At 72.8% G+C, this 26,028-nt stretch carries 22 protein-coding genes; 16 read left to right on the top strand and 6 right to left on the bottom strand.

Annotated features, from left to right (window positions below):
- Window positions 1-5 precede the first annotated feature (5 nt).
- Window positions 6-443, bottom strand: coding sequence for an SRPBCC family protein (locus FE251_RS09330; protein ID WP_139948578.1), 438 nt, complete (start codon window positions 441-443; stop codon window positions 6-8).
- Window positions 444-523: 80 nt separating this feature from the next.
- On the opposite strand from FE251_RS09330, the gene FE251_RS09325 reads away from it, so the two are divergent.
- The 15 genes from FE251_RS09325 to FE251_RS09255 all read left to right on the top strand — a co-directional run bounded on the left by FE251_RS09325 (window position 524) and on the right by FE251_RS09255 (window position 18,605).
- The gene (locus FE251_RS09325; RefSeq protein ID WP_139948577.1) at window positions 524-1,123 is read left to right on the top strand and encodes a TetR/AcrR family transcriptional regulator; all 600 of its coding nucleotides are present in this window, start codon (window positions 524-526) and stop codon (window positions 1,121-1,123) included.
- A 3-nt stretch (window positions 1,124-1,126) separates the two neighbouring features.
- Window positions 1,127-2,032 (top strand): arginase family protein, encoded by a 906-nt coding sequence (locus FE251_RS09320; protein WP_139948576.1) that lies wholly within the window; start codon window positions 1,127-1,129, stop codon window positions 2,030-2,032.
- A gap of 52 nt (window positions 2,033-2,084) precedes the next feature.
- A complete protein-coding gene (locus tag FE251_RS09315; RefSeq protein WP_139948575.1) occupies window positions 2,085-2,525 on the top strand; it encodes a hypothetical protein in 441 nt (146 codons plus the stop codon).
- Window positions 2,522-3,334 carry a hypothetical protein gene (locus FE251_RS09310; protein ID WP_139948574.1) on the top strand — a complete coding sequence of 271 codons (813 nt, stop codon included), beginning with the start codon at window positions 2,522-2,524 and terminating at the stop codon, window positions 3,332-3,334. The genes FE251_RS09315 and FE251_RS09310 overlap by 4 nt, the downstream gene beginning before the upstream one ends.
- Window positions 3,331-4,110: an SDR family oxidoreductase gene (locus FE251_RS09305; protein WP_139948573.1), complete on the top strand. Its 780-nt coding sequence runs from the start codon at window positions 3,331-3,333 to the stop codon at window positions 4,108-4,110. Before FE251_RS09310 ends, FE251_RS09305 begins: the two co-directional genes overlap by 4 nt.
- A gap of 253 nt (window positions 4,111-4,363) precedes the next feature.
- Entirely contained in the window at window positions 4,364-5,464 is a 1,101-nt protein-coding gene (locus FE251_RS09300) for a LacI family DNA-binding transcriptional regulator (protein WP_230976380.1), read from the top strand.
- Between the two features lie 131 nt (window positions 5,465-5,595).
- Entirely contained in the window at window positions 5,596-6,861 is a 1,266-nt protein-coding gene (locus tag FE251_RS09295) for a sugar ABC transporter substrate-binding protein (RefSeq protein ID WP_139948571.1), read from the top strand.
- Between the two features lie 2 nt (window positions 6,862-6,863).
- On the top strand, window positions 6,864-7,874 hold the full coding sequence (locus FE251_RS09290) for a carbohydrate ABC transporter permease (RefSeq protein ID WP_139071144.1): 1,011 nt from the start codon (window positions 6,864-6,866) through the stop codon (window positions 7,872-7,874).
- A complete protein-coding gene (locus FE251_RS09285; protein WP_139071143.1) occupies window positions 7,871-8,749 on the top strand; it encodes a carbohydrate ABC transporter permease in 879 nt (292 codons plus the stop codon). Before FE251_RS09290 ends, FE251_RS09285 begins: the two co-directional genes overlap by 4 nt.
- Window positions 8,746-12,087 carry a cellobiose phosphorylase gene (locus FE251_RS09280; protein ID WP_139948570.1) on the top strand — a complete coding sequence of 1,114 codons (3,342 nt, stop codon included), beginning with the start codon at window positions 8,746-8,748 and terminating at the stop codon, window positions 12,085-12,087. Before FE251_RS09285 ends, FE251_RS09280 begins: the two co-directional genes overlap by 4 nt.
- A complete protein-coding gene (locus FE251_RS09275; protein ID WP_223147513.1) occupies window positions 12,084-14,273 on the top strand; it encodes a glycoside hydrolase family 3 N-terminal domain-containing protein in 2,190 nt (729 codons plus the stop codon). Before FE251_RS09280 ends, FE251_RS09275 begins: the two co-directional genes overlap by 4 nt.
- A gap of 28 nt (window positions 14,274-14,301) precedes the next feature.
- Window positions 14,302-15,858 (top strand): glucoamylase family protein, encoded by a 1,557-nt coding sequence (locus FE251_RS09270; protein WP_139948569.1) that lies wholly within the window; start codon window positions 14,302-14,304, stop codon window positions 15,856-15,858.
- A gap of 78 nt (window positions 15,859-15,936) precedes the next feature.
- Complete coding sequence (locus tag FE251_RS09265; RefSeq protein ID WP_139071140.1) at window positions 15,937-16,248, top strand: MTH1187 family thiamine-binding protein; 312 nt, start codon at window positions 15,937-15,939, stop codon at window positions 16,246-16,248.
- A gap of 86 nt (window positions 16,249-16,334) precedes the next feature.
- Window positions 16,335-17,369, top strand: a complete 1,035-nt coding sequence (locus tag FE251_RS09260) for an NAD(P)-dependent alcohol dehydrogenase (protein ID WP_139948568.1) — start codon at window positions 16,335-16,337, stop codon at window positions 17,367-17,369.
- A 483-nt stretch (window positions 17,370-17,852) separates the two neighbouring features.
- Complete coding sequence (locus FE251_RS09255) at window positions 17,853-18,605, top strand: DinB family protein (RefSeq protein WP_139071138.1); 753 nt, start codon at window positions 17,853-17,855, stop codon at window positions 18,603-18,605.
- A gap of 191 nt (window positions 18,606-18,796) precedes the next feature.
- Here the strand turns inward: FE251_RS09255 and FE251_RS09250 are convergent, their stop codons facing one another.
- Both FE251_RS09250 and FE251_RS09245 read right to left on the bottom strand, forming a co-directional pair.
- Window positions 18,797-19,792: a GmrSD restriction endonuclease domain-containing protein gene (locus FE251_RS09250; RefSeq protein ID WP_139948567.1), complete on the bottom strand. Its 996-nt coding sequence runs from the start codon at window positions 19,790-19,792 to the stop codon at window positions 18,797-18,799.
- A 91-nt stretch (window positions 19,793-19,883) separates the two neighbouring features.
- Window positions 19,884-21,755, bottom strand: a complete 1,872-nt coding sequence (locus FE251_RS09245; RefSeq protein WP_139948566.1) for an NHL domain-containing thioredoxin family protein — start codon at window positions 21,753-21,755, stop codon at window positions 19,884-19,886.
- A gap of 703 nt (window positions 21,756-22,458) precedes the next feature.
- Here FE251_RS09245 and FE251_RS09240 point away from each other — a divergent pair.
- A complete protein-coding gene (locus FE251_RS09240; protein ID WP_139948565.1) occupies window positions 22,459-23,784 on the top strand; it encodes a hypothetical protein in 1,326 nt (441 codons plus the stop codon).
- A 194-nt stretch (window positions 23,785-23,978) separates the two neighbouring features.
- On the opposite strand, the gene FE251_RS09235 is transcribed toward FE251_RS09240, so the two are convergent.
- The 3 genes from FE251_RS09235 to FE251_RS09225 form a co-directional block, all read right to left on the bottom strand.
- The gene (locus tag FE251_RS09235; RefSeq protein ID WP_139948564.1) at window positions 23,979-24,776 is read right to left on the bottom strand and encodes a phage major capsid protein; all 798 of its coding nucleotides are present in this window, start codon (window positions 24,774-24,776) and stop codon (window positions 23,979-23,981) included.
- 180 nt (window positions 24,777-24,956) lie between these two features.
- Window positions 24,957-25,460: a hypothetical protein gene (locus FE251_RS09230; RefSeq protein WP_139948563.1), complete on the bottom strand. Its 504-nt coding sequence runs from the start codon at window positions 25,458-25,460 to the stop codon at window positions 24,957-24,959.
- A gap of 44 nt (window positions 25,461-25,504) precedes the next feature.
- A complete protein-coding gene (locus FE251_RS09225) occupies window positions 25,505-25,855 on the bottom strand; it encodes a hypothetical protein (protein WP_139948562.1) in 351 nt (116 codons plus the stop codon).
- Between the last annotated feature and the right edge of the window lie 173 nt (window positions 25,856-26,028).

The raw sequence follows: 26,028 nt of genomic DNA, 5'->3' as shown, positions 1-26,028 counted from the left end.
ACGGTTCAGGGGGTGGGGGTGCGGGCCTCGGCGGCGGCCTTGAGGCCGCGCGCCTCCATCTCGACGTACCGGCGGGTGCGCGCGCCGAGGAGACGGTGCACGAGCGGGGCGAGGAGCCCGTCGTGATGCAGGTGCAGACGCAGCCGGGTGCGCTCGGGCCCGGCCGGGAGCAGGACGTGGGAGGCGGTGGTGAGGACGCCGGGGGAGCGCGAGGTCCAGGTGAAGGCGCGCCCCTCCTCGAGCTCGGTCACCGTCCACACCGCCGGGCGCAGGCCCGGCTGGACGACGCGCACCCGCGCTCCCGGGCCGAACCGCTCGTCGAGCAGCTCCGCCTCCGTCACCGAGTCGGTCCATGCCGGCCATCGCGTTGGGGAGGTGAGCACCTCCCACACCGCGTCCGCCGGCGCGTCGACCTCCACGGTCGCGGTCACTTCTTCGGTCATGGTGCGGTCCCCTCTCGGTACGCCCGCTCTCGGCACGCCCGTGTGTACCAGATGGTACGCCGACGTGTATCATCTGGTCCATGGCCGGAACCTCAGCGCTGAGCGGACGCGAGCAGCTGCTCGCCGCCGTCGTCGACCACCTCGCCGACCACAGCGTCGACGGGCAGAGCCTGCGGTCGATCGCCGCCGCCGTCGGCACGAGCCACCGGATGCTCATCTACCACTTCGGCTCCCGTGAGGGGCTGCTGGCGGCCGTCGTCGGCGAGGTCGAGCGGCTCCAGCGGGAGGCGTTCACCGTCGTCGCGAGCTCCGACGACGCCGCTACGCCCCGCGAGGTGGCCGAGCGGTTCTGGGCGCACGTCGTCGGCCCGGCGACGAGGTACGGCCCGCTGTTCTTCGAGCTCTCCGCCCACGCGATGCAGGGGCGGGCTCACGCGCAGGCGCTCGCGACAGGGCTCGTCGGGCCGTGGCTCGACGTCCTCGCCGGCGAGATCGCCGCCGGCGGCATCGATGCCGCGCGCGCCCGTACCCAGGCCCGTCTCGGCCTCGCCACCGTCCGCGGGCTGCTGTTCGACCTGCTCGTCACCGGTGACCGGACGGGCGTCGACGACGCCTACCGGCTCCTGCTCGACCTCGTCGGCGCCGCCGCCCGCCCGGACGTGCCGGTCCCCGAGGGCTGAGCGGTGATCGCCCTCGTCTCAGCGCCGTCGAACCTCGGCCTGCGCCCGCCCGAGCCGGGCGCGGCGCCTGGAGCCGCGAAGGCGCCGGAGGCGCTGCGCGAGGCAGGGCTCTTCGCGGGGTTCGCGGCCCTGGGGGCGGTCGAGGCGGGTGTCGTCCTGCCCGGCCGGTACCGCCACGAGGTCCGCCCGGGCCGGGTGCGCAACGAGGAGACACTGGTCGACCACGCGCGCCGGCTCGCCGACCGGATCGGTCAGGTGCTGGACCGCGGGCACGTGCCGCTCGTCCTCGGGGGTGACTGCAGCATCCTGCTCGGTGGCGGACTGGCGCTGCGGCGCCGCGGGCGGTTCGGCCTGGTCCACGTCGACGGCCACACCGACTTCCGCCACCCCGGCAACAGCGACGCCGTGGCGAGCGTCGCCGGTGAGGACCTCGCCGCCGTCGTCGGGCTGCACTGGCCGGCGGTCGCCGACGTCGAGGGACGGTCGCCCTACTTCCGGCCGGGGGACACGGTGCACGTCGGCTGCCGCGTCGATGACGAGGGGCATCGCGAGGCGTCCGAGGTGCTCGCGGACGTCGTCCCCGCCCCGGAGGTGATGGAGGACCTGCCCGGGTCGGTCGCCCGGGTGAGGCGCGGCGTCGCCGCCGCCGGGCGGGGTTACTGGCTGCACGTCGACCTCGACGTCCTCCACCCAGGGGTCATGCCGGCCGTCGACAGCCCCGACGGCGGCGGGCTGAGCCCGGAGCGGCTCGTCGAGCTGCTCACCGCCCTGGCTCCCGGCGCCGTCGGGGCGCAGGTCACCGCGTTCGACCCCGACCTCGACGCCGGCGGCCGGCACGCCCGCCTGGTGACCGAGATCCTCCTCGCCGGTCTGCGCGAGCTCGGCGCGGCCCGCCCGGCGGGCGCCTGAGAGCGTCCTGGGCCCCTTGTGGGGGAGCCGGTCGAGTTGTACCGTCTGGTACATGGCTGGAGTCCGCGTCCCGACTGACCGACGGACGACGCGCAACGGCACGGTCCTCACCGCCGCCGCCGTCGTCGTCGGTGCGGCGGCCTTCCTCGTGCCCGGCGTGTGGGCGTTCCTCCGGCCCCGTTCCTTCCACGAGCACGTCGCGATGTTCGACCCGTTCAACCTCCACCTGCTCCACGACGTCGGCGCGTTCCAGATCGGCGTCGGCGTCGCGCTGCTCGGGGTGCTGGTCTGGCACGACGCCCTGTCGGTCGCACTGCTCGGCGCGACCACCGCCGCCGGGGCCCACGCCGTCTCCCACGTCCTCGACCGCGAGCTCGGCGGTCGGGGGAGCGACCCCTGGGTGCTCAGCCTCCTCGCCGTGCTCCTCGGCGCAGCCCTGGTCCTGCGCCGCCGCCGGTGCCGCGCGGACCAGAGTGAGGTGGACGAGCCATGAGCCCACGACCGGCGGCGACCACGGCCGCACGCACTGCGCGGTGGTCCCACGCCGCCCGGACGACGTCGCCGACACCCGCGGCGCGGCCGCGGTGGACCCGCGCGCCGCTCGTGGCGCCGTCGCGGCACGGGTTCGTCCTGCTCGCCGTGGACAGCGGGACCTGGCGACTGCCCGTCGCGCTGCCCAGCCGCCGCCGCCGGGCGCTGGCGGACCGGGTGGCGGCGACGGCGCGCGTCCTGCGGCGTGACCCGCGCGTCGTCCGCGCCGACGTGTTCACCGCGCTCGTCCGCCCGCCCGGAGGGCCCCGGCGACGTGCGGGCGGACGCCCGGCGCGCTACGACGTCGTCGTGCTCGTGGAGACGACGTCGCCCACCTCCGCCGAGGGCGTCGCCGCGGGAGCTGCCGCGACCGTCCTCACGCGCGTCGTGCGTTCGCAGGGCCACACGACCGCATCGTTCGCCGGCAGCAACGTCCGGCGCATCGCACCCGTCGACCACGAGCGTCCCGGGGTCTTCCTCTTCAACTACTTCTCCGCCCCGGACGTCGCGACGAACCTCGCCGTCTGGGAGCACACCGCCGGCTGGTTCGAGCAGGAGACCGGGCTGGACAACTCCACCGTCCTCGAGCCCGGCCCTGCGGCGCAGGTGCCCTTCACCCTCGTCAACCACTGCCGGTGGGACCATCTCCGCGACGTCCTGCCGTCGCTGGCCCTCAAGCCGAGCTTCCGCCGCTTCGTGCTCCGTGCGTTCGCCGACCGGCGCGTCGTCCCGGAGCCGCTGCTCTACCGACAGGCGAGGGTCGCGCGATGAGGGTCCTCGTCACCGGTGCCTCCGGCGCGCTGGGTCGTGACGTGGTGCCCGTGCTGAGGGGTGCGGGCCACGAGGTGCGCGCGCTCAGCCGGGTCGCCCGTCCGGACCAGGACGGGGTGTCCTGGGTGCGCGGGGACCTCGCGACCGGCGAGGGACTGGTGCCGGCCCTGCACGACGTCGACACCGTGGTCCACCTCGCCTCCGCCCCGTACCGGCGCGGCTACACCCGGGAGGTCGACGTCGAGGGGACGCGCCGGCTCGCCGCCGACGCCCGGGCCGCGGGCGTGCGGCACCTGCTCTACGTCTCCATCGTCGGGGCCGACGTGGTCCCGTGGGGCTACTTCCGGATCAAGGTGCAGGCCGAGCGGATCGTCCGCTCCTCGGGACCGGCCTGGACAGTCCTGCGTGCCACGCAGTTCTACTCGCTCATCGACGCGGTGCTGCGGGCGGCGGCCCGGCTGCCCGTCATCCCCTACGACCCGGGCATCGGGTCGCAGGCCGTGCACACCGGCGACGTCGCCCGCCGGCTCCTCGAGCTCCTCACGGCGGGTCCGAGCCACGACGTCGTGGAGTTCGGCGGCCCGGAGGTGCTCGGCCTGCGGGAGGCCGCCCGGCAGTGGCTCGAGGTCAGCGAACGACGCCGGGTGCTCGTCCCCGTCCGCGTGCCCGGCAGCCTGGGGGCCGCCTTCCGCGCAGGGCCCTTCGTCACCACCGCCGAACCTACGGGCACGCTCACCTGGCGCGAGTACCTCGCCTCGCACCCCGCCGGCGCCTAGCGCTGCGGCACGCCCCTCGCCGAGGTCGAGCGACCCCCGGAGGCCGCGCCGCTCCTCACCTGACCGTGAGGTCCTTCGCGGGCCGGTCCGCGGCCCGGGTGACATGCTGCTCGGCGGGGCCGGCACCTCGGGCCGCCCCGGGACGAGGAACAGGAGCCACTGCAGGACCGCACGACCGGCGCGGCACGTATCGGCCGGGCCCGGCCTCGTGCGGACTGCGGCGGAAGGGGGGAGCGTGCGGAAACGGGCAACGGTGTACGACGTCGCGCAGGCGGCGGGCGTCTCGATCGCCACCGTCTCCTTCACCTTCCGGCGCCCCGAGCGGGTGCGCGAGAGCACGCGCGAGGTCGTGCTCGAGGCGGCCCGCCGGCTCGAGTACGTGCCCAACGCGAGCGCGCGCGGCCTCGCGCACGGCCGCACGGGTGTGCTCGGCCTGTACGCCTTCGACATGTTCCTCGAGGCGGACGGCTCCCGCGGCGCCCGCCGCGTCCGGGTCGAGGCCGCCGACCGGGACGACGGCGAGCGTCGCGCCTTCGCCGACGACGCCGACGCCGAGGACTTCCGGGTCTACCCGCTCTACGTCGACGAGGTGCAGCGAGGCTTCCAGCTCGAGTGCGCACGGCGCGGACGGACCCTCCTGGTCGGGCGCGGACCGGGCGCCGAGGGCGGCCGGATGCTCGACATCGCCAGCCGGGTCGACGGGCTCGCCGTCTTCCCCGGCACCCAGAAGCCCGAGGTCCTCGCCCAGCTCGCGCGACGGCTGCCCGTCGTCGGGTTCGCCATGCCCGACGCACCCGGTGACCTCCACCAGGTCCGGGTCGACAACGCCGGCGGCGCGCGGGCCGTCACGGAGCACCTCGTGCGCGAGCACGGGATCACCCGCCTGGAGTTCGTCGGCGCGCCGGAGATGCCGGACTACGCCGAGCGGTTCGCCGGGATGCAGGCCGCGCTGGGGGACCTCGGCCTCCCCGTGCCGGGCGCCGTGCTCGACCCCACCCCGCTCGCCGCCGCGGACCCCTACCCGGTGGTCCGCCGGCTCGCCGCCCGGCGTGCGGTACCACCCGCCCTCGTCTGCGCGAGCGACCAGCACGCGCTCGAGGTCGTCCAGGTGCTGCGCGACGCCGGCTACTGCGTGCCGCGTGACGTCGCGGTCACCGGCTTCGACGGCGTGGTCGCGGGGCGGGTCGCCAGTCCGTCGCTCACCACGGTCCGCCAGCCCATGGAGGCGATCGGCCGCGCGGCAGTCGAGATCCTCACCGAGTCCCTCGCCGTCCCGGACGCCGGCCCGCTGGTCCGGACGTTCCCGTTGCGGCTGCTCACCCGGGAGTCCTGCGGCTGTCCCGCACCACGCTGAGGCCGCGCTCGCGATCCCGCGCCCGTATGTGTTGCAGGTCACACCGCTTCGCCCTACGGTCGCCGTGGCGCGTGTTAAGCGCATAGATCGCGCCCTGGGCGGAGAACGGACCCCGACGAGGAGGACCAGCCGTGAACAGGAACATCCGAGCGGGCGCCGCGGTGCTCGCCATCACCGCACTCGGCGTCACCGCGTGCGGCCGCAGCGAGGACGGCGGCGGTGGCGGCGCCGGGGACGGTGAGGGCGCCCCCGAGATCACCGAGGGCGAGGCGAGCGGCACCATCGAGGTCTGGGCGATGGGTACCGAGGGCGAGGCGCTCGGCGCGTTCGCCGAGGCGTTCGTCGAGGAGAACCCGGACGTCGAGGTCGACGTCACGGCAGTGCCGTGGGACGCGGCCCACGACAAGATCGCCACCGCGATCGCCGGCCGCCAGACGCCCGACGTGTCGATGATCGGGACGACGTGGATGGGGGAGTTCGCTGCGACCGGCGCGCTCGACCCGACCCCGGACCTCATCGACCCGTCCGTGTTCTTCGAGGGCGCCTGGGACAGCACCGACGTCGGCGGCACGAACTACGGGGTGCCGTGGTACGTCGAGACCCGCGTCCTCTACTACCGCGACGACGTCGTGAGCGAGCCGCCCGCCGACTGGGCAGAGCTCACCGCGATGGCCGAGGAGGCACAGGCGAACGGCGCGGAGTGGGGGATCAACCTCCAGCCCGGCCAGACCGGAGCCTGGCAGACGTTCCTCCCCTTCGCCTGGCAGGCCGGCGCCGTGATCACCAACGAGGACGCCACGGAGTTCACCTTCGACACCCCGGAGTTCGTCGAGGCGCTCACCTACTTCCAGTCCTTCTTCACCGACGGGCTCGCCCCGACCGACCTGCCGCAGGGGGCCCTGGAGCCGGACTTCATGGCCGGGGAGATCGCCTCCTTCGTCTCCGGGCCGTGGCACGTCGGCCTCCTCACCGAGCTCGACGGCGCCGGCATGGAGCAGGTCTCCCTCGCCCCGCTGCCGGAGGGAACCCGGCCCGGCTCGTTCATCGGCGGCGCGAACCTCGCCGTCTTCGAGGACTCCGAGAACCGCGACGCCGCCTGGAAGTTCGTCGAGTGGCTGAGCCGGCCCGAGACCCAGGTCGCGTGGTACGAGACGGTCAACGACCTCCCGTCGGTGAGCGCAGCCTGGGACGACCCGGCGATCGCCGACGACGAGTACCTCGGTGTGTTCGGCGAGCAGCTCGAGACGGCGTCCGCCCCGCCCTCCATCCCCACGTGGGAGGAGGTCGCCAGCGTCATCGACACCCAGCTCGAGCAGCTGGCGAAGGCCGACGCCGACCCCCAGGAGGTCGCCACGGCCATCCAGGAGCAGGCCACCGCCATCGGGACCGGGCTGTAGCCATGTCCTCCCGCACCACCGTTCGGTCCGACGCCCCGGCGCCGGACCGGACGGACGCCACCTACGCGCTTCGTAAGCGTCCCCCGCTCTACCGCCGCCGCACCCGGGCGGCCTGGGGCTTCGCCCTGCCCTTCGCGCTCCTCTTCACCGTCTTCACCGCGGGCCCGGTGATCATGTCGCTGCTCATGGCGGTCACCGACATCCGCAGCCGCGACCTGCGCGACCCGCTCGCGGTCGAGTTCGTGGGCCTGGACAACTTCGTCGCCGTCCTCCAGGACGCGACGTTCCGCAAGGCCGCCCTCAACACGGCCTACTTCGTCCTCGTCGGCGTCCCGCTGACCCTCGCGCTGGCCCTCGCCGTCGCCGTCGTCCTCAACGCCGGGGTCACGCGGCTCACGACGTTCTTCCGGGTCGGCTACTACATGCCCGCCGTCACGAGCATCGTCGCCGTCGCCGTCGTCTGGCGGTTCCTGCTCCACCCGGACCAGGGCATGCTCAACGAGGTGCTCGGCTGGTTCGGCGTCGAGGGGCCCAACTGGCTGGCGAGCACCACGTGGGCGATGCCCTCGATGATCGCGATGGCGACATGGCGGTCGATCGGCACGCTCATCGTCATCTTCCTCGCAGGCCTGCAAGGCGTGCCGGCCTCCCTCCACGAGGCCGCCGCGCTCGACGGCGCCGGGGCGTGGCAGCGCTTCCGGTACATCACCGTGCCGACCCTGCGCCCGACGCTCCTGTTCGGTGCGGTCATCACCGGCATCGGCTACGTCCAGTTCTTCGAGGAGCCCTTCGTCATGACGCAGGGCGGACCGCTGAACTCCACCCTGTCGGTGGCCTTCGAGACGTACAACCAGTTCGGCTTCGGGAACTACGGGTACGCGGCCGCGATGAGCTACGTGCTCTTCGTCGCCGTCGTCCTGCTCGCCCTCGTGCAGTTCTGGCTGCTCGGGGAGCGGGAGGCTCCCCGGCGCCGTCGTCGCGTCGTCGTCGCGAACAAGGAGGTCGGACGATGAGCGCACCCGCGCGTGAGCGCCGGGCACGGTCCCGACGCACCACGGAGTACCGGATCGGCGGGGCCCGTCCCCACCTGCTCGCCTACCTCCTCCTCGGGCTGGGCCTCGTCGTCGTCACGAGCCCGTTCATCTGGATGGCGCTGAGCTCGGTGAAGAGCGAGGGGGAGATCCGGCGGGTCCCGCCCACCTGGTGGCCCGAGGCCCCGACGCTCGACAACTTCCGCGAGCTCTTCCAGCGCCTGGACTTCCCGCAGTTCTTCACGAACTCCGCCCTCGTGGCGGTGGCGGTGACGATCGGCAACCTCGTGTTCTGCTCGATGCTCGGCTACGTCCTGGCCAAGTCCGACTTCGCCGGGAAGAAGGCGCTGTTCCGCATCGTCCTCGGCACGCTGATGATCCCCGGGATGGTCACCCTGGTCCCGCTGTTCGTGCTCGTCGCCAACCTCGGCCTCGTCAACACCTACGCGGGGCTCATCCTGCCGTTCCTCGCGGCGCCCTTCGGGGTGTTCCTCATGCGTCAGTTCTTCCTCGGAATCCCCGACGAGCTCATCGACGCCGCCCGCGTCGACGGCGCGAGCGAGCTGCGGATCTTCGCCCGGATCGTCATGCCGCTGGCCAGGCCGGCGCTCGCGACGCTCGCGATCCTCACCTTCCTCGGTTCGTGGAACAACTTCCTGTGGCCGCTCGTGGTGGCGACGACGGAGGACAAGTACACCCTGCCCGTCGCGCTCGCGCTGTACAGCACCGGGCAGAACAACACCGACTACGGCCTGCTCCTCGCCGGCGCTGTGGTCGTCGTCGTCCCCGTGCTCGTCGTCTTCCTGCTCCTCCAGCGGTACTTCGTCCAGGGAGTCGCGATGACGGGGATCAAGTGACCGGGACGCGGTTCCCCGTCGAGCTGCGCGGGGGCGGGGGGCTGCGGGCGCTGGTCGTCGCCGGCGGAGGACTGGCCTCGCTCACCCACGACGGCCTCGAGCTCGTCCAGCACCCGGCGTCGCCCTTCGAGGCCGGGCTGGTCCAGCTGTGGCTCCGTGACCGGGTGACCGGGGAGCGTCACCCGATGCTCGGCGCCGGCTCGGGGTCCGCGGCCGCCGTGCGGGACGGGACGCTCGTCGTCACCGGCACGACCCGGGACGGACCGGGCGGCGGCGGGCTGCGCTGGCGGGCGGTCCTCACCCTGCACCCGGCCCGAGCGGCATGGGCGTGGCACGTCGTCGTGACCAACGACGGCGGGGCGGCCCGGGACGTCGACCTCGTCCACACCCACGACCCCGCGCTGGCGGGCACCGCGGCGCTGCGCGCCAACGAGCTCTACGTCAGCCAGTACCTCGACCTCACGCCGCTCACCGGCCCCACCGGCACCGCGCTCGCCGTGCGGCAGAACCTCGCGCAGGACCGGCGGCACCCGTGGTGCGTCCTCGCCGCGGACGCCCCCGTCGCCGGGTGGGCGACCGACGCGCTGGACGTCCACGGCTGGGCCGGGCGGACCGGGACCCCCTGCGGCCCCGCCGGCGACCTGCCGGGCCGGCGCCGCCAGCACGAGCACAGCCTCCTCGCGCTGCAGACCTCACGCACCGTGCTCGGGCGGGGCGAGGAGCTGCGCGTCACCTTCGCCGGGCTCCTCCTGCCCGACCACCCCACCGCCACGTCGCCCGACGACGTCGCCCACGCCGAGGTGGCCCTCGCCCTGGCCCGCGACACCCGGCCGCCGGACACCGCCGACCGGGTACCGCCGGGCGAACCGGCCCCGGCCGGCGCGTACGACCGGGGCCGCGAGCTGCGGGCCGTGCCCGCCGACGACGCCGCGCTCGAGGCGCGCTGGCCGGCCCCCTGGCGGGCCGTCGAGCGCGGTGAGGACGGCGCGCTGCTGTCCTTCTTCACCCGCGACGCGCACGTCGTCACGCAGGCCAAGGAGCTCGCCGTGCTGCGCCCGCACGGGACGATCCTGCGCACCGGGGCCACCGCCGCCCCCGACCCCGGCGGGCTCACGGCCACGGCCTGGATGACCGGCTCGCCGCTGTCCTACCTCACCCGCGGCCACGTGACGAACGGCCGCGTGCTCACCACGGTGCGCGGCTACCTCGGCCTGCACCGTGCGCACGGGCTGCGGGTGCTCGTCGAGGACGAGGGCCGGTGGCGGCTGCTCGACCTGCCCACGGCGTTCGCCATGACCCCCGACTCGGCCAGCTGGACCTACCTCCTCGAGGACGGCGACGCCGTCGAGGTGCAGACGCGCGCGCCGGCCGCGGAGCACGAGATCACGCTCCGGGTGACCCTCACGGGGCGGGCGCGGCGGCTGCTCCTCGCCCTGCACCTCGCCACGGACACGGAGCCGCTGCCCGCCCGGCCGGGCGCGGTCCGCGCCGAGAGCGCGCCCGGCGGCGTGGACGTCCACGTCGAGGGGCCGGGCGGTGTCCGGTCGCGGCTGCGGGTGCACTCGTCGGTGCCCCTCGTGCCGGGCGACGACGCGCCCCTGTTCGACGACGGCGTCCCGCGCGTCCACGACGTCCTCACCCTCGGGACCGACGCGGTGACCGCCGCCCGGTGGCGGCTGCGGGTGGAGCGGGACGTGCCTCCCGCCGCCTCCCCGCCACCGTCGGGCGCGGACTGGTGGACCGACGTCACCGCGATCGACGTCGCCGGTGCGCCGGGCGCCGAGGACCTCGCGGTGAGCCTGCCCTGGCTGGTGCGCGACGCGTTCGTCCACTTCCTCTCCCCGCGCGGCCTGGAGCAGTACACGGGCGGCGCGTGGGGCACCCGCGACGTCACGCAGGGGCCGCTCGAGCTGCTCCTTGCCCTCGACCGGCTCGCCGACGCCCGCGCCCTGCTCCTGTCGGTCCTCGCGGCCCAGGACGACGACGGCGGCTGGCCGCAGGCCTTCGGCTTCCTGCCTGGGGACGAGGGGTTCCGGTGGGGACCCGCGCACGGCGACATCGTCCACTGGCCGGTCCTCGCCCTGGGCCGCTACCTCCTCGCCTCCGGCGACGGGTCGGTGCTCGCCGAGACCGTCACGTGGGCCTCCGGGCGGACGCCCACTCCCGTGCGGGACCACGTGATGCGTGCCCTCGACCACGCGCGCGCCGGTTACCTGCCCGGCACGCACCTCGTCGCCTACGGCCACGGCGACTGGAACGACTCCCTCCAGCCCGCCGACCCGACCATGGCGACGAGCCTGGTGAGCACGTGGACGGTCACGCTCCAGCACCAGGCCCTCGACACGCTCGCCGACGGCCTCGCCGCCTCCGGCGCGGCCGAGACCGGCGAGGTCGAAAGGCTGCGGGCCGAGGCGGGCGCCGTCGCCGCGGACCTGCGGCGCCTGCTCCTCGTCGACGGCGAGCTCGCCGGATACGCCCAGCTCGCCGGCGAGCCCGGGACCGTGCGCCGGTACCTCGTCCACCCGCGGGACACCGAGACCGGCCTGCGCCACGGGGCGCTGCAGACGATCCACGCCCTCGCGGCCGACCTCCTCGACCCGGCCGAGGCGCCCCACCACGTCGACCTCGTGCGGGCGCACCTCATGGGCGCCGACGGCGTCCGGCTCTTCGACCGGCCACCGGGCTACCACGGCGGGGAGACCCGCCACTTCCAGCGGGCCGAGACGGCGACGTTCGTCGGCCGCGAGATCGGCCTCATGTACGTCCACGCCCACCTGAGGTGGTGCGAGGCGATGGCGCGCTGGGGCGATGCGGACGCGCTGTGGCTGGGGATCCGCCAGACGCTCGCGCCCGCGGTGCCCGGCCTCGTCCCCGGGGCCCGTCGCCGTCAGGCGAACACCTACGCCTCGAGCTCGGACGCCGCCGTCCTCGACCGCGCGGACTTCGCCGCCCGGTACCCCGAGGTGCTCGACGGCCGCGCGGGGTTCGAGGCCGGGTGGCGCATCTACTCCTCCGGTCCCGGGGTCCTCGTCCGCGTCGTCACCCAGAGCCTGCTCGGAGTACGCCGGCGCGGTGACCGGGTCGAGGTCGACCCGGTGCTGCCGGTCGAGCTCGACGGGCTCACCGCCACCGTGCCGCTGGCCGGTGGGCTGCTGCGGCTGCGCTACCACGTCGGTGCCCGCGGGCACGGCGTCGACCGGCTCGCTCTCGCGGGCCGCGAGCTCCCCGGGGAGCGGACGTCGAACCCCTACCGCGCCGGCGGGCTGGTGGTCGACCTCGCCGAGCTCGCCGCGGCGCTCAGCCCGGGCGGCCCCGAGCTGGAGGTGCACCTGCCGTGAGCGAGACCGGCGTCGCGGACCAGCGGCTCTGGGCCGACCCCGCGCTCCCCGCGGAGGAACGCGCCGCCCTCCTGCTCGACGCCATGACACCCGAGGAGAAGGTCGGCCAGCTCCACCAGGTCGCCAACCCCGACCCGCACCGGGACGCCGCCGCGCTCGCCGCCGCCGAGTTCGGCACGTGCATCGTCGCCAGCGGCGAGCACGCCGGCAACGTCCGCGACGCGGGCACGCAGGCCGCGGCCGTCAACGCCCTCCAGCGGGCCGCCGTGGAGACCTCCCGGCTCGGGGTGCCGCTCCTCGTCGCCCGGGACGTCATCCACGGGCACCGCACCGTCTTCCCGATCCCGCTCGGGCAGGCGGCCGGCTTCGACGCGCAGATCGTCCGCGACTGCGCGCGCGTCGCCGCCCGCGAGGCCACCGCGGACGGCATCCGTTGGACGTTCGCGCCCATGCTCGACGTCGCGCAGGACCCCCGATGGGGCCGGGTCGCGGAGAGCTGGGGCGAGGACGCGTGGCTGGCCTCGCACCTCGGCTCCGCCGCGGTCGCCGGCTTCCAGGACGGCGGGCGGCTCGCCGGCCCGGAGGCGATGGCCGCGTGCGCCAAGCACTACGTCGGTTACGGCCTGGCCCAGGGCGGGCGCGACTACGCCGAGGTCGACGTCGGCCCGGTGACCCTGCACAACCGTCACCTGCGCCCGTTCCGCGCGGCGGTGGACGCCGGGGTCGCGACCGTGATGAGTGCGTTCCACACCCTCGACGGCACGCCGATGACCGCCCACGTCCCGCTCCTGCGCGACCACCTGCGGGGCGAGCTCGGCTTCACCGGGCCCGTGGTGAGCGACTGGGACGCCGTCGGTGAGCTGCGGCAGCACGGCCTGGCCACCGGCACCCGCGACGCCGCGGCCCTCGCGCTGCGGGCGGGCGTGGACATCGACATGGTCACCGGCGCCTACCACGAGCACCTCACCGGGCTGGTCCGTTCCGGCACCGTCCCGGCAGCACTGGTCGACGAGGCGGCCTACCGGGTCCTGCTCCTCAAGCTGCGGCTCGGGCTCTTCGAGGACCCGTACACCGACCCGGGGCGCGCCGCCGCCGTCCACCTCACCCCCGACCACCGCGCGCTCGCCCGGCGGGCCGCGGCAGGCGCCGTCGTCCTCCTCCGCAACGACGGCGTGCTCCCGCTCACCGAGCCACGCCGCCTCCACGTCACCGGCGCCCTCGCGACGGCGAGCGCCGAGCTGCTCGGCACCTGGACGCTCGACGGACGCGCGGAGGACGTCGTCACGATCGCCGACGCCTTCCGGGAGCGGTACGCCGGGGCGGTCGTCACCGTCGACGACGGCCGCTTCCCGGACGAGTCGCTCGTGCGCGCCCGGGAGGCGGACGTCGTCGTCGCGTGCGTCGGGGAGCACCCCGTGCGCAGCGGTGAGGCGAACTCGGTGACCTCCCTCGAGCCGCCCCCGGGACAGGTGGAGCAGCTCACGGCGCTCGCGCGGGTCAGCCGGCGCCTCGTCGTCGTCGTCCTCACCGGCCGACCGCTCGCGCTCGAGCGGCTGGCCGACGTGGGCGAGGCGCTCGTGCTCGTCTTCCACCCGGGCGTCGAGGGCGGGCACGGCGTCGTCGACGTGCTCACCGGCGACGTCCCCCCGAGCGGCCGGCTCCCCGCCTCGCTGCCGTGGACCACGGGACAGGTGCCCCTCCACCACGACCAGCGCCCGACCGGTCGGCCACTCGACCCCGACGGCACCGTCGGCCGGTACCGCGACCACCGCGACACACCGCAGTACCCGTTCGGCCACGGCCTGGGCTACTCGCCGGTGAGCTACGAGGGGGTCCTCCTCTCGGCGGCCGAGCTGGGGCCGGGCGAGACGGTGCGTGCCTCGGCGCGGGTGACGAACACCGGGTCGCGTCCCGTCCTGGAGACCGTCCAGCTCTACGTACGCGCCCACCTCGCCGCGATCTCCCGCCCGGTGGGCGAGCTCGTCGGCGTCCGCCGGGTGCCGCTCGCCCCCGGTGAGAGCGCCGAGGTCGTCTTCGAGCTCGACCGGCGGACGCTGTCCTACCGCGACGCCGCGGGAAGGGAACGGTGCGAGGCCGGACCGTTCACCGTCCGTATCGCCCCGCACGCGGGCGGCGGGGTCACCACGCGGCTCCGGGTGACCGACGAGGCGCCCGGCCCGACCTGACCAACCCCTTCGAGGAGAGGACCGCACGATGAGGGACAGGACACGCAGTCGGCGTGCGCTCGCGACGGCGGCGGTCGCCGTCGCCGGGCTCGTCGCCACGGCCGGCGTCGCGAACGCCGGACCCGGACCGGACCGCAACCCCGGTCGGGACAGGGACACGATGATGACCTACGCCCAGGACACCTGGGCGTCCTTCGAGGCCATGGTCGACCCCGGTACCGGCCTCCCGGCCGACAACATCGAGGGCGACCTCGACCCCGACAGCCGCAGCGGCTACACCTCACCGACGAACATCGGCGCCTACCTGTGGAGCACCGTCGCCGCCCGCGACCTCGGGATCATCACGCGCCGGGAGGCGCACGAGCGGATGGGCCGGACACTCGCGACGGTCGCGACGCTCGAACGGCACGAGCACTCGGGCATGTTCTACAACTGGTACGACGAGGCGACCGGGGAGAAGCTCTACACCTGGCCGACGGACGGGGCCCGGGTCTACCCGTTCCTCTCCAGCGTCGACAACGGGTGGCTGGCCACCGCGCTGCTCATCGTCGAGCGCGCCGAGCCACGCCTGCGCGGCCAGGCGGCGGAGATCCGCTCGACGATGGACTTCGGGTTCTACTACGACCCCGCCGTCCGCCAGCTCCGCGGCGGCTTCTGGGACGAGCCGCCCGCCGACCCCGCCGCCGTCCTGGACAACTACCGTGACCGCGGCCCGGACGTGTGGTTCACCGGGCACCACTACGGCACGCTCAACACCGAGCCGCGGATCGCCAGCTACCTCGGCATCGCCTGGGGCCAGATCCCGCCCGAGCACTACTTCTCGATGTTCCGGACGTTCCCGGACACCTGCGACTGGAGCTGGCCCGAGCAGCGGCCGGTCGGGGAGTGGGAGGAGCACCTCGGCGTCGAGGTCTTCCAGGGCGCCTACCGGTACCGGGACATGCAGCTCGTCCCGACGTGGGGCGGGTCGATGTTCGAGGCGCTCATGGTCGACCTGTTCATCCCCGAGGCGGACTGGGGCCCGCAGAGCTGGGGCGTCAACCACCCGCTCACGGTCCAGGCCCACATCGAGCACGGGCTGGAGGAGGCCGGCTACGGCTACTGGGGCTTCTCGCCGTCGAGCAACCCGGCGGGCGGCTACCGCGAGTACGGGGTGGACCCGATCGGGATGGAGCCGAACGGGTACAGCTCCGACCAGGAGCGCACCACCGTCGACCCGGGGTGGGACGACCCGGCGTGCTTCCGGGAGCCCGCCGAGCCCGCCGAGTACGGCGACGGCGTCGTGACGCCGCACGCCTCGTTCCTCGCCCTGCCCTACGCGAGGCGGGAGGCGCTGGACAACCTCGCCAACCTGCGGCGTGACTTCGACGCCTACGGCCCCGGCGGCTTCTACGACGCCGTCGCCGTCCGCAGCGGCACGGTCGCCCAGCGCTACCTCTCCCTGGACCAGGGCATGATCATGGCCGCGCTGGGCAACGAGCTGCGCAACGACCGGGTGAAGAGATACGTCGTGCGCGGCGACGTCGAGCGCGAGATCCGCCCGCTGCTCGGGATCGAGGAGTTCAACGCCGGGCGGGTCGACTGACCCGGCGGACCGGCGACGGCGCGTGCAGCGGGGCGGACCTCGCGTCGTCGCCGGAACCGCGCGCCTACGATGAGGGCCATGCTCTTCGCCTTCTCCGTCGCACCCACCGTCACCGACTCCGCCGACGGCTCGGTCTCCGAGGCTGTGGCCGCTGCCGTCCGCGTCGTGCGCGAGTCCGGTCTGCCGAACGAGACCACGGCCATGTTCACGACCATCGAGGGCGAGTGGGACGAGGTCATGCCGGTGGTCAAGGCCGCGTGCGACGCCGTCGCCGCCCACAGCCCGCGCGTCAGCCTCGTCCTCAAGGCCGACCTGCGCCCCGGCTACGAGGGCCAGCTCAGCGCCAAGGTCCAGCGCGTCGAGCAGCACCTCGGGGGCGGGCACGCCTGACCCCACCTCCGGGACGGCATGTGACGTCGATGACATGCTGTGGGGGAGGGACGGAACACCGAGCCGCCCCCACGAAGGAGGATCTGATGAAGGCACTGCAGTACCGAACGATCGGCGCCGCCCCCGAGGTCGTCGAGGTCGAGACCCCGGAACCCGGTCCGGGCCAGGTGCGCCTCAAGGTCACCGCCGCGGGCGTGTGCCACTCCGACTCGTTCATCATGAGCCTGCCCGAGGAGCAGTACATCTACGGGCTGCCGCTCACCCTGGGGCACGAGGGCGCCGGCGTCGTCGACAAGCTCGGCGACGGGGTGACCGGGCTCGAGGTCGGCACCTCCGTGGCGGTGTACGGACCGTGGGGCTGCGGCCACTGCTACGCCTGCGCGCAGGGCCACGAGAACTACTGCGAGCGGGCCGGCGAGCTCGGCATCGCACCTCCCGGGCTCGGTGCGCCCGGGGCGATGGCCGAGTACATGATCGTCGACGACCCGCGCCACCTCGTGCCCCTCGGGGACCTCGACCCGGTGCAGAACGTCTCGCTCACCGACGCAGGCCTCACGCCGTACCACGCGATCAAGGGCTCCGTGGCCAAGCTCGTGCCGGGCTCGGTCGCCGTCGTCATCGGCGCGGGCGGCCTCGGGCACGTGGGGATCCAGATCCTCCGCGCGATCAGCCCCGCGACCGTCGTCGCGCTCGACCTCTCGGAGCACAAGCTCGAGCTCGCGACCGACGTCGGCGCACACCACGCGTTCCTCTCCGACGAGAGCGCCGTGGAGAAGGTGCGGGCGCTCACCGGTGGCCGCGGCGCCACCGCCGTCTTCGACTTCGTCGGCATGCAGCCGACGATGGACCTCGGCGCGAAGATGGTGGCCGTGGGCGGTGACCAGGTGATGGTCGGCGTCGGCACGGGCAGCCTGCCGGTCGGCTTCCTCGACCGGCCCTTCGAGTCCCAGGTGCGCGCGCCCTACTGGGGCTACCGCTCCGAGCTGTTCGAGGTGCTCGACCTCGCCCGCACCGGCGCCGTCCACGTCGAGACCGAGGTCTTCTCCCTCGACGACGCCCCCAAGGCCTACGAGAAGCTGCACGACGGCACGCTGCGCGGCCGCGCGGTCATCGTCCCGTAAGGGCTGCTCCGGGCCGGGAGTCGGGTGCCCCGCGCGGGCGCCCGGCTCCCGGCCCTTCGCCGCGCCGCCGCCTCACCCGCGCCGCCTAGCCCTGCCGCCTCGCCCGCGCCGCCGCGCCGAACCTGCCACCAAGTCCGCCCCGCCGCGTGTCGCCGCGCCGCGCGTCAAGGCGGACCCCTTGTCCCGCGCCTCGCGCCGGGTACTTTGTGGCAGATTCCTCAGGCCCCGGGGTGCAGACGGGCACGGCTCGCCGGTGCAGCGCGCCGAAGGGCTCAACGTCTGCCGGGCAGGGCCGCCGGACCGCGCGGACGCGAAGCCTGCCACCATCTCGGGCTCACCGTGTGTCGCCGCGCCGGGAGTCAAGGCACCAGGCTTGCCACAGGCCACGCGCCGGCCACTTCGTGGCAGGATCCGGCAGCCGCCGGCGGCGAGAGGGCAGGCGAAACCGGAGCCAGGGGCAGGGCGCCGTGCCACCCTGACCGCATGGACGCGGAGAGCCTGCAGGGCAGGACGTTTCGCAACCGGAGCCTGCGGGGCTCACGGTTCGTCGTGTGCGACCTCGGCGATGTCGTCGTGCGGGGGAGCGACGTGGCCGGCATGGAGGTCGACTCCCCGTGGCTGCTCGAGGAGGGCACCTTCCTCGTCAACGGGGTCGACGTCGTCCCCCTCGTCGATGCCGAGCTCGACCGTCGCTTCCCGGGGCGCTCGCTACGCAGGGCCTCGACGCCGCAGACCCTGCGTGAGGCGTGGGCCGCCGTGGAGCGCACGTGGTCTGCCACGGTTGACCGCGCGACCCGCATGCCCCCGGGCACCGTGGACGAGTCCGTCGACGGTGAGTGGTCCTTCGCCCAGACGTTGCGTCACCTCGTCATGGCCACCGACACGTGGCTGGGCCGGGCGGTCCTCGGGCAGGAGAGGCCCTACCACCCGGTCGGACTGTCCAACACCGACGGCGAGGAGTCGGCCGCCTTCACCGCCGCGGACTTCTCCGCCACGGACCCGTCGTTCGCCGAGGTGCTGGACGCGCGGGCCTCGCGCCAGGCGATGGTGCGCGACTTCCTCGCATCAGTGACGGCCGAGGACCTCGCGGCGCCGCGGGCGAACCCGCACGCGCCGGAGTACCCGGAGACGGTCCTGTCGTGCCTGCACACGATCCTCGAGGAGGAGTGGGAGCACCACCGCTACGCCGTGCGAGACCTCGACGCGCTCTCGGGCACCGCGGTGAAAATGGTGTGACAACGTTCCGGCGCGGGCGGACAGTGGCGCAGTGCCGCGTACGCGGCCGAGCGTCGAGCAGAGGAGGCCGGGGTGAACCCCGAGCTGTACGCCCACCTGATCCACCGGGTCCTCAAGGAGGGCAAGAACCAGCAGATCCACACCCGTCCGGTCCGGCGCGGGCGGCGGCGCCTGCCGGACTGACCCGGGCGTCACTCGCAGACGGTGCCGTCCCCGTCGCCGTCGCGGTACCAGTCGTACTCGGGGTCGACGCCGCGCACGTAGGGCCCGAAGCCGGCCGCCTTGGCGGCCTTGCACGTCGGGTACTGCGGGTCGGTGCCACCGCCGGCGGGCGCCTGCGGTGCCGGGGCGGGAGGCGCGGGCTGGGCGGGCGCGCTCCCCTCGAGCTCGGGCATGAGCGGGGCGGGCTCCGCCTCGGGGAGCGGCTCGCCCGGGCAGTCGGACAGCACCCGGACCATGGCGTCCTTCTCCGCCTGGGTGACCCACAGGGAGTAGGCGTGCTTCACGGCGACCTGCCGGGCGACGTAGGCGCACCGGTAGGAGGTGTTGGGCGGCAGCCAGGTGGCGGTGTCGCCGTCGCCCTTGGCCCCGTTGAGGGGACCGTCGACGGCGAGGAGGTTGAGCGGGTCGTTGCCGAAGCGCTGCATCGTGGCGGAGTCCCAGGACTGCGCGCCCTTCTGCCACGCGTCGGACAGGGCGACGACGTGGTCGATCTGGACCTCACCCGAGGTGTCGCTGCCCCGGACGAAGTCGATCGTGCGCCCGGAGTAGGGATCGTCGAGGACGCCGGTCTCCACCACGCACCCGTTGGTGCCCGGCCTGACGGTGATGTCGCGCAGGTCCCGCCGCAGGATGTCGTTGCGGACGTCGCACCCGTTCCGGTCCAGGTCGAACTCGCGGTAGGCGAAGGCGTCGCGGTCGTACCCGGTCCTCGGCGCGCGGCCCTTGACCTCGAGGAGGTCGACCGTCGCCAGGGCGGACCCGGCGGGCGCCGGTGTGGCGTCAGGCGTCGGCTCGACCTCCGCCGGCGTCGTCGGCGTCGGGGCCGGGGTCGGCGTCGAGGAATGGGTGACTGCCGGCGTGGCGGCACCCGTCGTCTCGACGGCGGTGCCGCACCCGGCGAGGGCGATGACCACGGCTGCGGTCACCGCGATGATGCGGGCCGGCCGGCGGGCCTGAACGTGCACTGTGTCCTCCTCCCGGTGAGCATGCCTGGCCGTGCGCGCGCGATCCAGCAGCCACTCCGGCAGGTCCCGGAGCGACTGACAGGGACCCGGCTCAGCCGTGGAGGTTGAGCACGAGCTCGGCGGGCCCGCCCTCGACCACCCGCACCGGGATGCCCCAGTCCTGGGAGGCGAGGTGGCACGCGGGGAACTCCACGGCCGGGTCCGCGTCGCAGGAGGCGGCCTTGGCCGTCACGGAGAGCACGGTGTGCCCACCCGCGTCCGCGGTCGGGGCGAGGGAGACCTGCCGCTCGAGGTCGGTGCCCGTTCCGCCGCCGTCCACGAGCGTCTCGGCGGCGACCGACAGCTGGGTCGAGGGACCGAAGCGGTCGTCGAGCTTCTTGCCGGCGGGCGGGGTGAAGACGACCCGGAGGGTGAAGTCCGGGGCCACCTCGGTGACGGGACGCTGCGTGCGGTGGGCGGCGCCGTCGTGGCGGGCGACCGTGCCGTCGGGCAGCGGGATGCGGGTGAGGCGGTGGGCCGCGGACTCGACGACAAGGAGGTGCGCGCCGTCGACGAGGAGGCCGGACGGCTCGGCGAGCCCGGTGGCGAGGGTGCTCATCTCCTCGGTGGCCGGGTCGTAGAGGCGCACGGCCCCGTTGTAGGTGTCGGCGACGGCGACCTGGCCGCCGGGCAGCGCGGCGACGCCGAGCGGGTGCTGGAGCAGCGCCTGGTCGGCCGGTCCGTCGCGGTGCCCGAAGTCGAACAGCCCTTGCCCGACGGCGGTGCGCACCTCACCGGCGGCCACGTCGACGGCGCGCAGGGCCGAGGTCTCGGAGTCGGCGAGCCAGAGCCGGCCGTCGTCGGCCACGGCGAGCCCGGACGGCTGGGCGAACCACGCCTGGCGCAGCGCGCCGTCGACCAGACCCTCGTTCATCGTCCCGCCGAGCCGCGCGACGTAGCCGGCGAGGGGGTCGAAGGTCCACAGCGTGTGGTGCCCGGCCATGGCGACGACGACCGCGCCGGCCTGCGCCGACCACGTGACGTCCCACGGGGAGGACAGCCGGACCCGGCGGGCCGGGCCGTAGTCCTCGGTGGCGGGCTCGTCACCCGGCGCGACGTTGTCCGGGGCGCCGACCATGAACTGCTCACCGGTCCCGGCGAGGGTGGTCACGTGCCCGTCGGCCAGCCGCACGCCGCGCAGCAGGTGGTTGACCGTGTCGGCGACGACGACGTCGTAGTCCACCTGGTCGGCGACGTCGCTTGGGAGCAGGCACAGCCCGTTGGGCTCGTTGAGCTCGGCGTCGTCGGGGCCGCCGTCGGCGCGCCCGCGGGAGCCGGAGCCGATGGTGCGCACGAGGGTCTCGCCGTCGGGGGCGAGCTCGACGAGGCGGTGGTGCCCGGCGTCGGCGACGAGGAGGTTGCCGCCCGGCAGGGCGAGCGCCTTGGCGGGGAACCTGAGCAGGCCCGCCGTGGGCTCGGGCGGCACGTAGGGACCGGAGCCGCGGTGGAGGGTGCCCTTGGCCTCGTGCTCGGCGACGAGCTGGTCGATGGCGGCGGCGAGGTTCGGGGTGTGCCCCTCGCCGGCCATGTGCCCGACGATGTAGCCCTCGGGGTCGATGAGGACGAGCGTGGGCCACGCGCGGGCGGTGTAGGCCTTCCACGTCGTGAGCTCGGGGTCGTCGAGAACGGGGTGGGCGACGTCGTAGCGCTCGACGGCGGCGGCGAGCGCGTCCGGGTCGGCCTCGTGGACGAACTTGGGGGAGTGGACGCCGACGGTCACGAGGACGTCGTGGTACCGCTCCTCGAGCTCGCGCAGCTCGTCGATGACGTGCAGGCAGTTGATGCAGCAGAAGGTCCAGAAGTCGAGCAACAAGACACGACCCCGAAAGTCGCTGATGCTGTACGACTTACCGCCAGTGTTGAGCCAGCTGCGTCCGTGCAGCTCTGACGCTCGGATTCGGGACTTTTGTGGTCGGGTTGTCATGGCTCCATTGTCCCCCGGATATGAGCATCCCGGAGACGTCAAAGTGCCACCTCGGACCGCCTACAGGTGGTAGACGTAGAAGGGCTGCCTCTGGTGTCCGGAGTTTGATCAACGGGGCCATGGTCGGCACGGGTCACGGGAGGCACTCATGGCGGGTAGTGTCTGGGCGTCCATCGCCTAGGCGGGCTAGCGGCGAAGCATGCCCAGCGTACGGGCGACAGAGCTGGCGTAGAGCTCGCGCAGACGGACTCAGTGAATACTGCACTAGTCCCGCTCGCGTCGGTCGGTAACCGTGACCTTTTCGGCAAGTGCTAAGAAATGGGGCGTAGCAATCGTGGGTTAGGAGGCAAGTCTTGCATGCAGAGAATCTTAAGACGGTGTGGTCGTAAGCAGATAGTCAGCTAGCGGAAGCGGTTTGGAGCTCATTGTGTTGACCAGGAATAATCTTGAGGCCTTCAAGGGCGCCCTATCTGCGGCGTCTAGGACTACGACGGAAGCCGACAGTATCCTTAGTGATCGGTTCGTTGAGCTAAAGCCTGGAATTGTCGCAACTCTCGGGGCCCCTGTCAATCACCTCGTCACCGGGCGGCGTGGGGTCGGCAAGTCCACGACCCTCGCTGTTCTTCAGCGGAGGGCGCAGGAGCGAGGGGACTGGGTCATCTTTGTCGACGTCGAGACGCACAAGGACCGTTCCTACCCTGACGTGCTCATCGAATTGGTCCTCGAGATCCTAAGGGAAGTGAAACCTGGAGCGCTGGCAGTAAAGCACGTGCGAGTTCGCCGGCGTATCGGCCAGTTGCAGAAGGTCCTTCGTGCACTCCGCGATTCTCCCGCTGAGGTGGTCGAAAGTACCGAGACGGCGTCGAAATCAAATAGCGAGCTTGTGGTTCGCCTGACTGGGAATGTTGCTCGGCGTTACCTTTCGCTCAGTGGGGGTGTCGGGCGCGCCCTGTCGACCAACTCGACTGTCTCGCGTACATCGACGACAAGGCGAAGGAAAGAGAGCTACTTGCGCGACCTTGCCCCAGCGCTGGCCAATGCGCTGGAGAAGGCGACCGCAGCGAGACAAAAGGGCGCTCTGTTGGTCGTGTTGGACGACTTCTACTTCATCGCCAAAGAGACTCAGCCCATGGTCCTGGATCACCTGCACGGCATTACGAAGCGTAGCAAGGTATGGCTAAAGATCGGAAGCGTGCATTCTCGGACCCGCTCGTATGTGGAGGGTGACCCGCCGCTAGGAATGCAGCCGCCAAACGATCTCCAGCACGTTTCGCTGGACGTTGGACTTTCCGAGTTTTTGACCGCGAAGGCCTTCTTGGAAGATGTTGCTGACGGTGTCCTGCAGCCGCATGGACTCAAAGTGCGTGACGTCCTCACTTCCACCGCGCGCGAGCGGGCGGTGTTGGTAGCGGGTGGCGCTGTTGCGAGAGACTACTTTGACCTCCTGATTGCATCAGCAGATGCAGAGTGGGAAAATGCTCAGTCTGGAGGGTCTGCCTCTAGTAAGGCTCAATCTGGCGGATTTCGAATCGGCGCCGAGAGCGTTCAGGCTGCTGCTGGGCGAATGCTTGAGAGGAAGCAGACTGATCTTCGGAACGATGCTGGCCGGGATGCGCCGGGTCTAGAGTTGCGCTTCGCGGATCTTGTGGCATTCGCTCGCGACCGTGACACCTATTTCTTCCTGGTCAAACGGAGTGATATCGATTCCGAGTGGGGCCGAGAGATTGTCGAACTCGAGGACTTGCGCTTCGTCCATCGCATTATGGTCACGCGCCCGAACACGGGATCGATGAGGCGGGTGGACACAATTGTGTTTATGGTGGATATTCCTGCGCTGGTTGACAAGCGTATGCAGAAGATTCCCGTCGAGTTCTGGAAGCCGCGCAAGTCAGATGAGTTGCGGAAGGCGAGCTGGGTGTACGAGCCAGAATGGGTTTCCTTGAACAAGGCGCGCCGCAGTGGCTCAGCGGGCGATACTGACATGCAGCTGGTGCTTGAGTCGATAGACGCCGAGGAGGGCCGTCTTTGATCGCAAACGACGTGTCGTCGTCCATAACACTGGACCGGTTAGGCGCTCACGGGGGGATATTTCAGCAATGCTGTTCCTGCCGAGGGATGGAGAGGGAGGGGGATGCCCCCCACGGGTAGGCCGGGCGCGGGCCAGTGGTGGAGAGGGAAGCCGCCGCGTTAGCGAACGAAGCTGCTCCCCTCTCCTCCTGCCAGTTAGGCGACAGTCACGCGCTGCACGCGCGCCGGGTCGGCGACGGTCCACCCGAGGCGGAACAGGACCCTGACGAGGACGCTGTCGTGGGTGAACAGGGCCTCCTCGGAGCGGGCGACCTCGACCTGTCCGGTGGCGACCGGAACGGCGTCACGGTCGACGACGGCGAGGGTCCCCGCCGGGACGGCGGAGTTCGTCACGACGGGCAGGCCCAGGACGCGTCGCTCAACGGACTCGTGTCCGAGGTCGAGATCCTTGGCGACGGTGGCCCAGGAGCGGGGGTTGGCGAGGATGACGCTCGCCCGTCCGCCGTCGTCCTCGACGCTTGCGGCGGCGTCAATCAGCGAGCCGAGCCCGTCATAGGCGAGCGGCGCGGGCAGGTCCTTGCCAGCGAGGATGCCGGTCAGGGTCGTGTCAGTCTCGTCGGCGTGGTTGAGGAACGCCTCGTCGGCGGACCGCACAACCGAGGCGGTCAGGCTCGCCAGCGCTAGGCGCAGGGTGTTGGCCTGGCCCGCCTGCTCGCGGGAGAAGCGGCCGAGGACGGCGATCTTCCGCGTGCCGACGGTGACCTCGTCGAGCGCAGCTCCGCTGTCGGGGATGAGCGTCCCCTCGGGCACGAATCCCGGCTCGGCGGTCGAGGTCACGCGCGGGATGCGTACCGTGGGCGCGTCACCCTCGATGTTGGCAACGACGTTGCCAGCGACGAGGGCGAGGGCGCTGGGGATGACCTCCTCGGACGGGTAGACGACGACGTCCGGACGCCAGGACGGAGCGGAGGTGAGAGTGGTGTGAGTAGCCACAGTGGGCTCCCTTCGATGAAGAAGCGGTGAAGGAAGCCGCGAGCCACAGGCTCAGACGGGTACGGCCACGGGCCGTAGACGGTGACGCCGGGGAGCCCCACGGGGGCTCGATCCGCCGTCGAGGACCGAGAAGTCCAGCGCCGCCCTCCCCGACCGGCAGGGAGGACGACGCAAGGCCGCTCAGACGCCGAAGGAGAGGGATTCGGCCATGCGGTCGAAGACGTTGCCGGACGCGGGTCGGTCGTACGTGTCAGGACGGCCGGACTGGTCGAGAATGAAGCCGATGCGCGGAATCTTGGGCTTTCGCTGCTGGATCCCGTACTTCTCGCCGAGGGTGGCGACGTGGGCGGCGATCCTCTCGGCGTCGATGTTGCCGTCCCCGTCGAGGAAGGCGTCGAATTCCGCGCCGATCCAGACAGCTTCGGGGTGCTCCAGGTTGGCCGTCCGCTCGACCTCGGCCCGCTGCATGGTCTCCAGCCGCTCGCGCAGGGCGTCCCGCTCAGCCTCGGCCTCGCGGAGCCGGAGCCGGTAGCGCTTGGCCTCTTCCGAGCGCGGCTCGGGCTCCTCGGTGGCCCTCTCCGGCGCGGCCGGGACCTGGGTGGCGGCGGACGCCTCTGCCGTCTCGGGTGCCGTAGCGGCATCCTGCTGTCGCTTGGTGAGGTCGCCGGGGGTGGGCTTGGTCATGGTGTCTCCTTCGGGCTGGTGTAGTGGGTGAGGAGCGAGGTTCGTCATGCCGACGTCCTCTGAGTCGTGCCAGGCTCGGTCACGCCGTCTCGATGAGCCGGGATCAGGTGGGCGGGGTCCTTGGCGTACTCGCGCGCCAGGTGGGCCGCTACCAGGGCGTAGCGGGCGCGGGCTGAGAGTGCCAGCCACTCCCCGCGAGCGAGCGGCGCGCGCATCGCCACCGGAACGGCGGCGAGGTCTTCCGGTGATCCGTCGATGAAGCGGCGCAGGCCGTCTGTGCCGGACCTGACGCGGATGAGCGCGGCGGTCGTCAGGCCAAGCGAAGTGATCTCGTCGAAGGCGCGTGCTGTGAGTGCCTCGTCGTCGGCGACGGCGTCCAGTAGGTCGGTGGTCATGGTGATCCTTCGGGTTCTTGATGTTTGATCAGCGGCGCGGCGAGAGCGCCGAGGATGGTGGCGCAGGGACGGCAGGGACGGCAGGGACGGTCGCGCGGCGACCTTGTGCGCGCGACTTGTGCTCCCCTCCTGTTCTCTTCTTTCAGAACAGAACAGATGCGAGGCCCTCCCGC

The organism is Georgenia wutianyii, assembly GCF_006349365.1.
GTDB lineage: Bacteria > Actinomycetota > Actinomycetes > Actinomycetales > Actinomycetaceae > Oceanitalea > Oceanitalea wutianyii.
The sequence above is the reverse complement of the archived record's forward strand: the minus strand, read 5'-3'. Positions and strand labels throughout refer to the sequence as shown.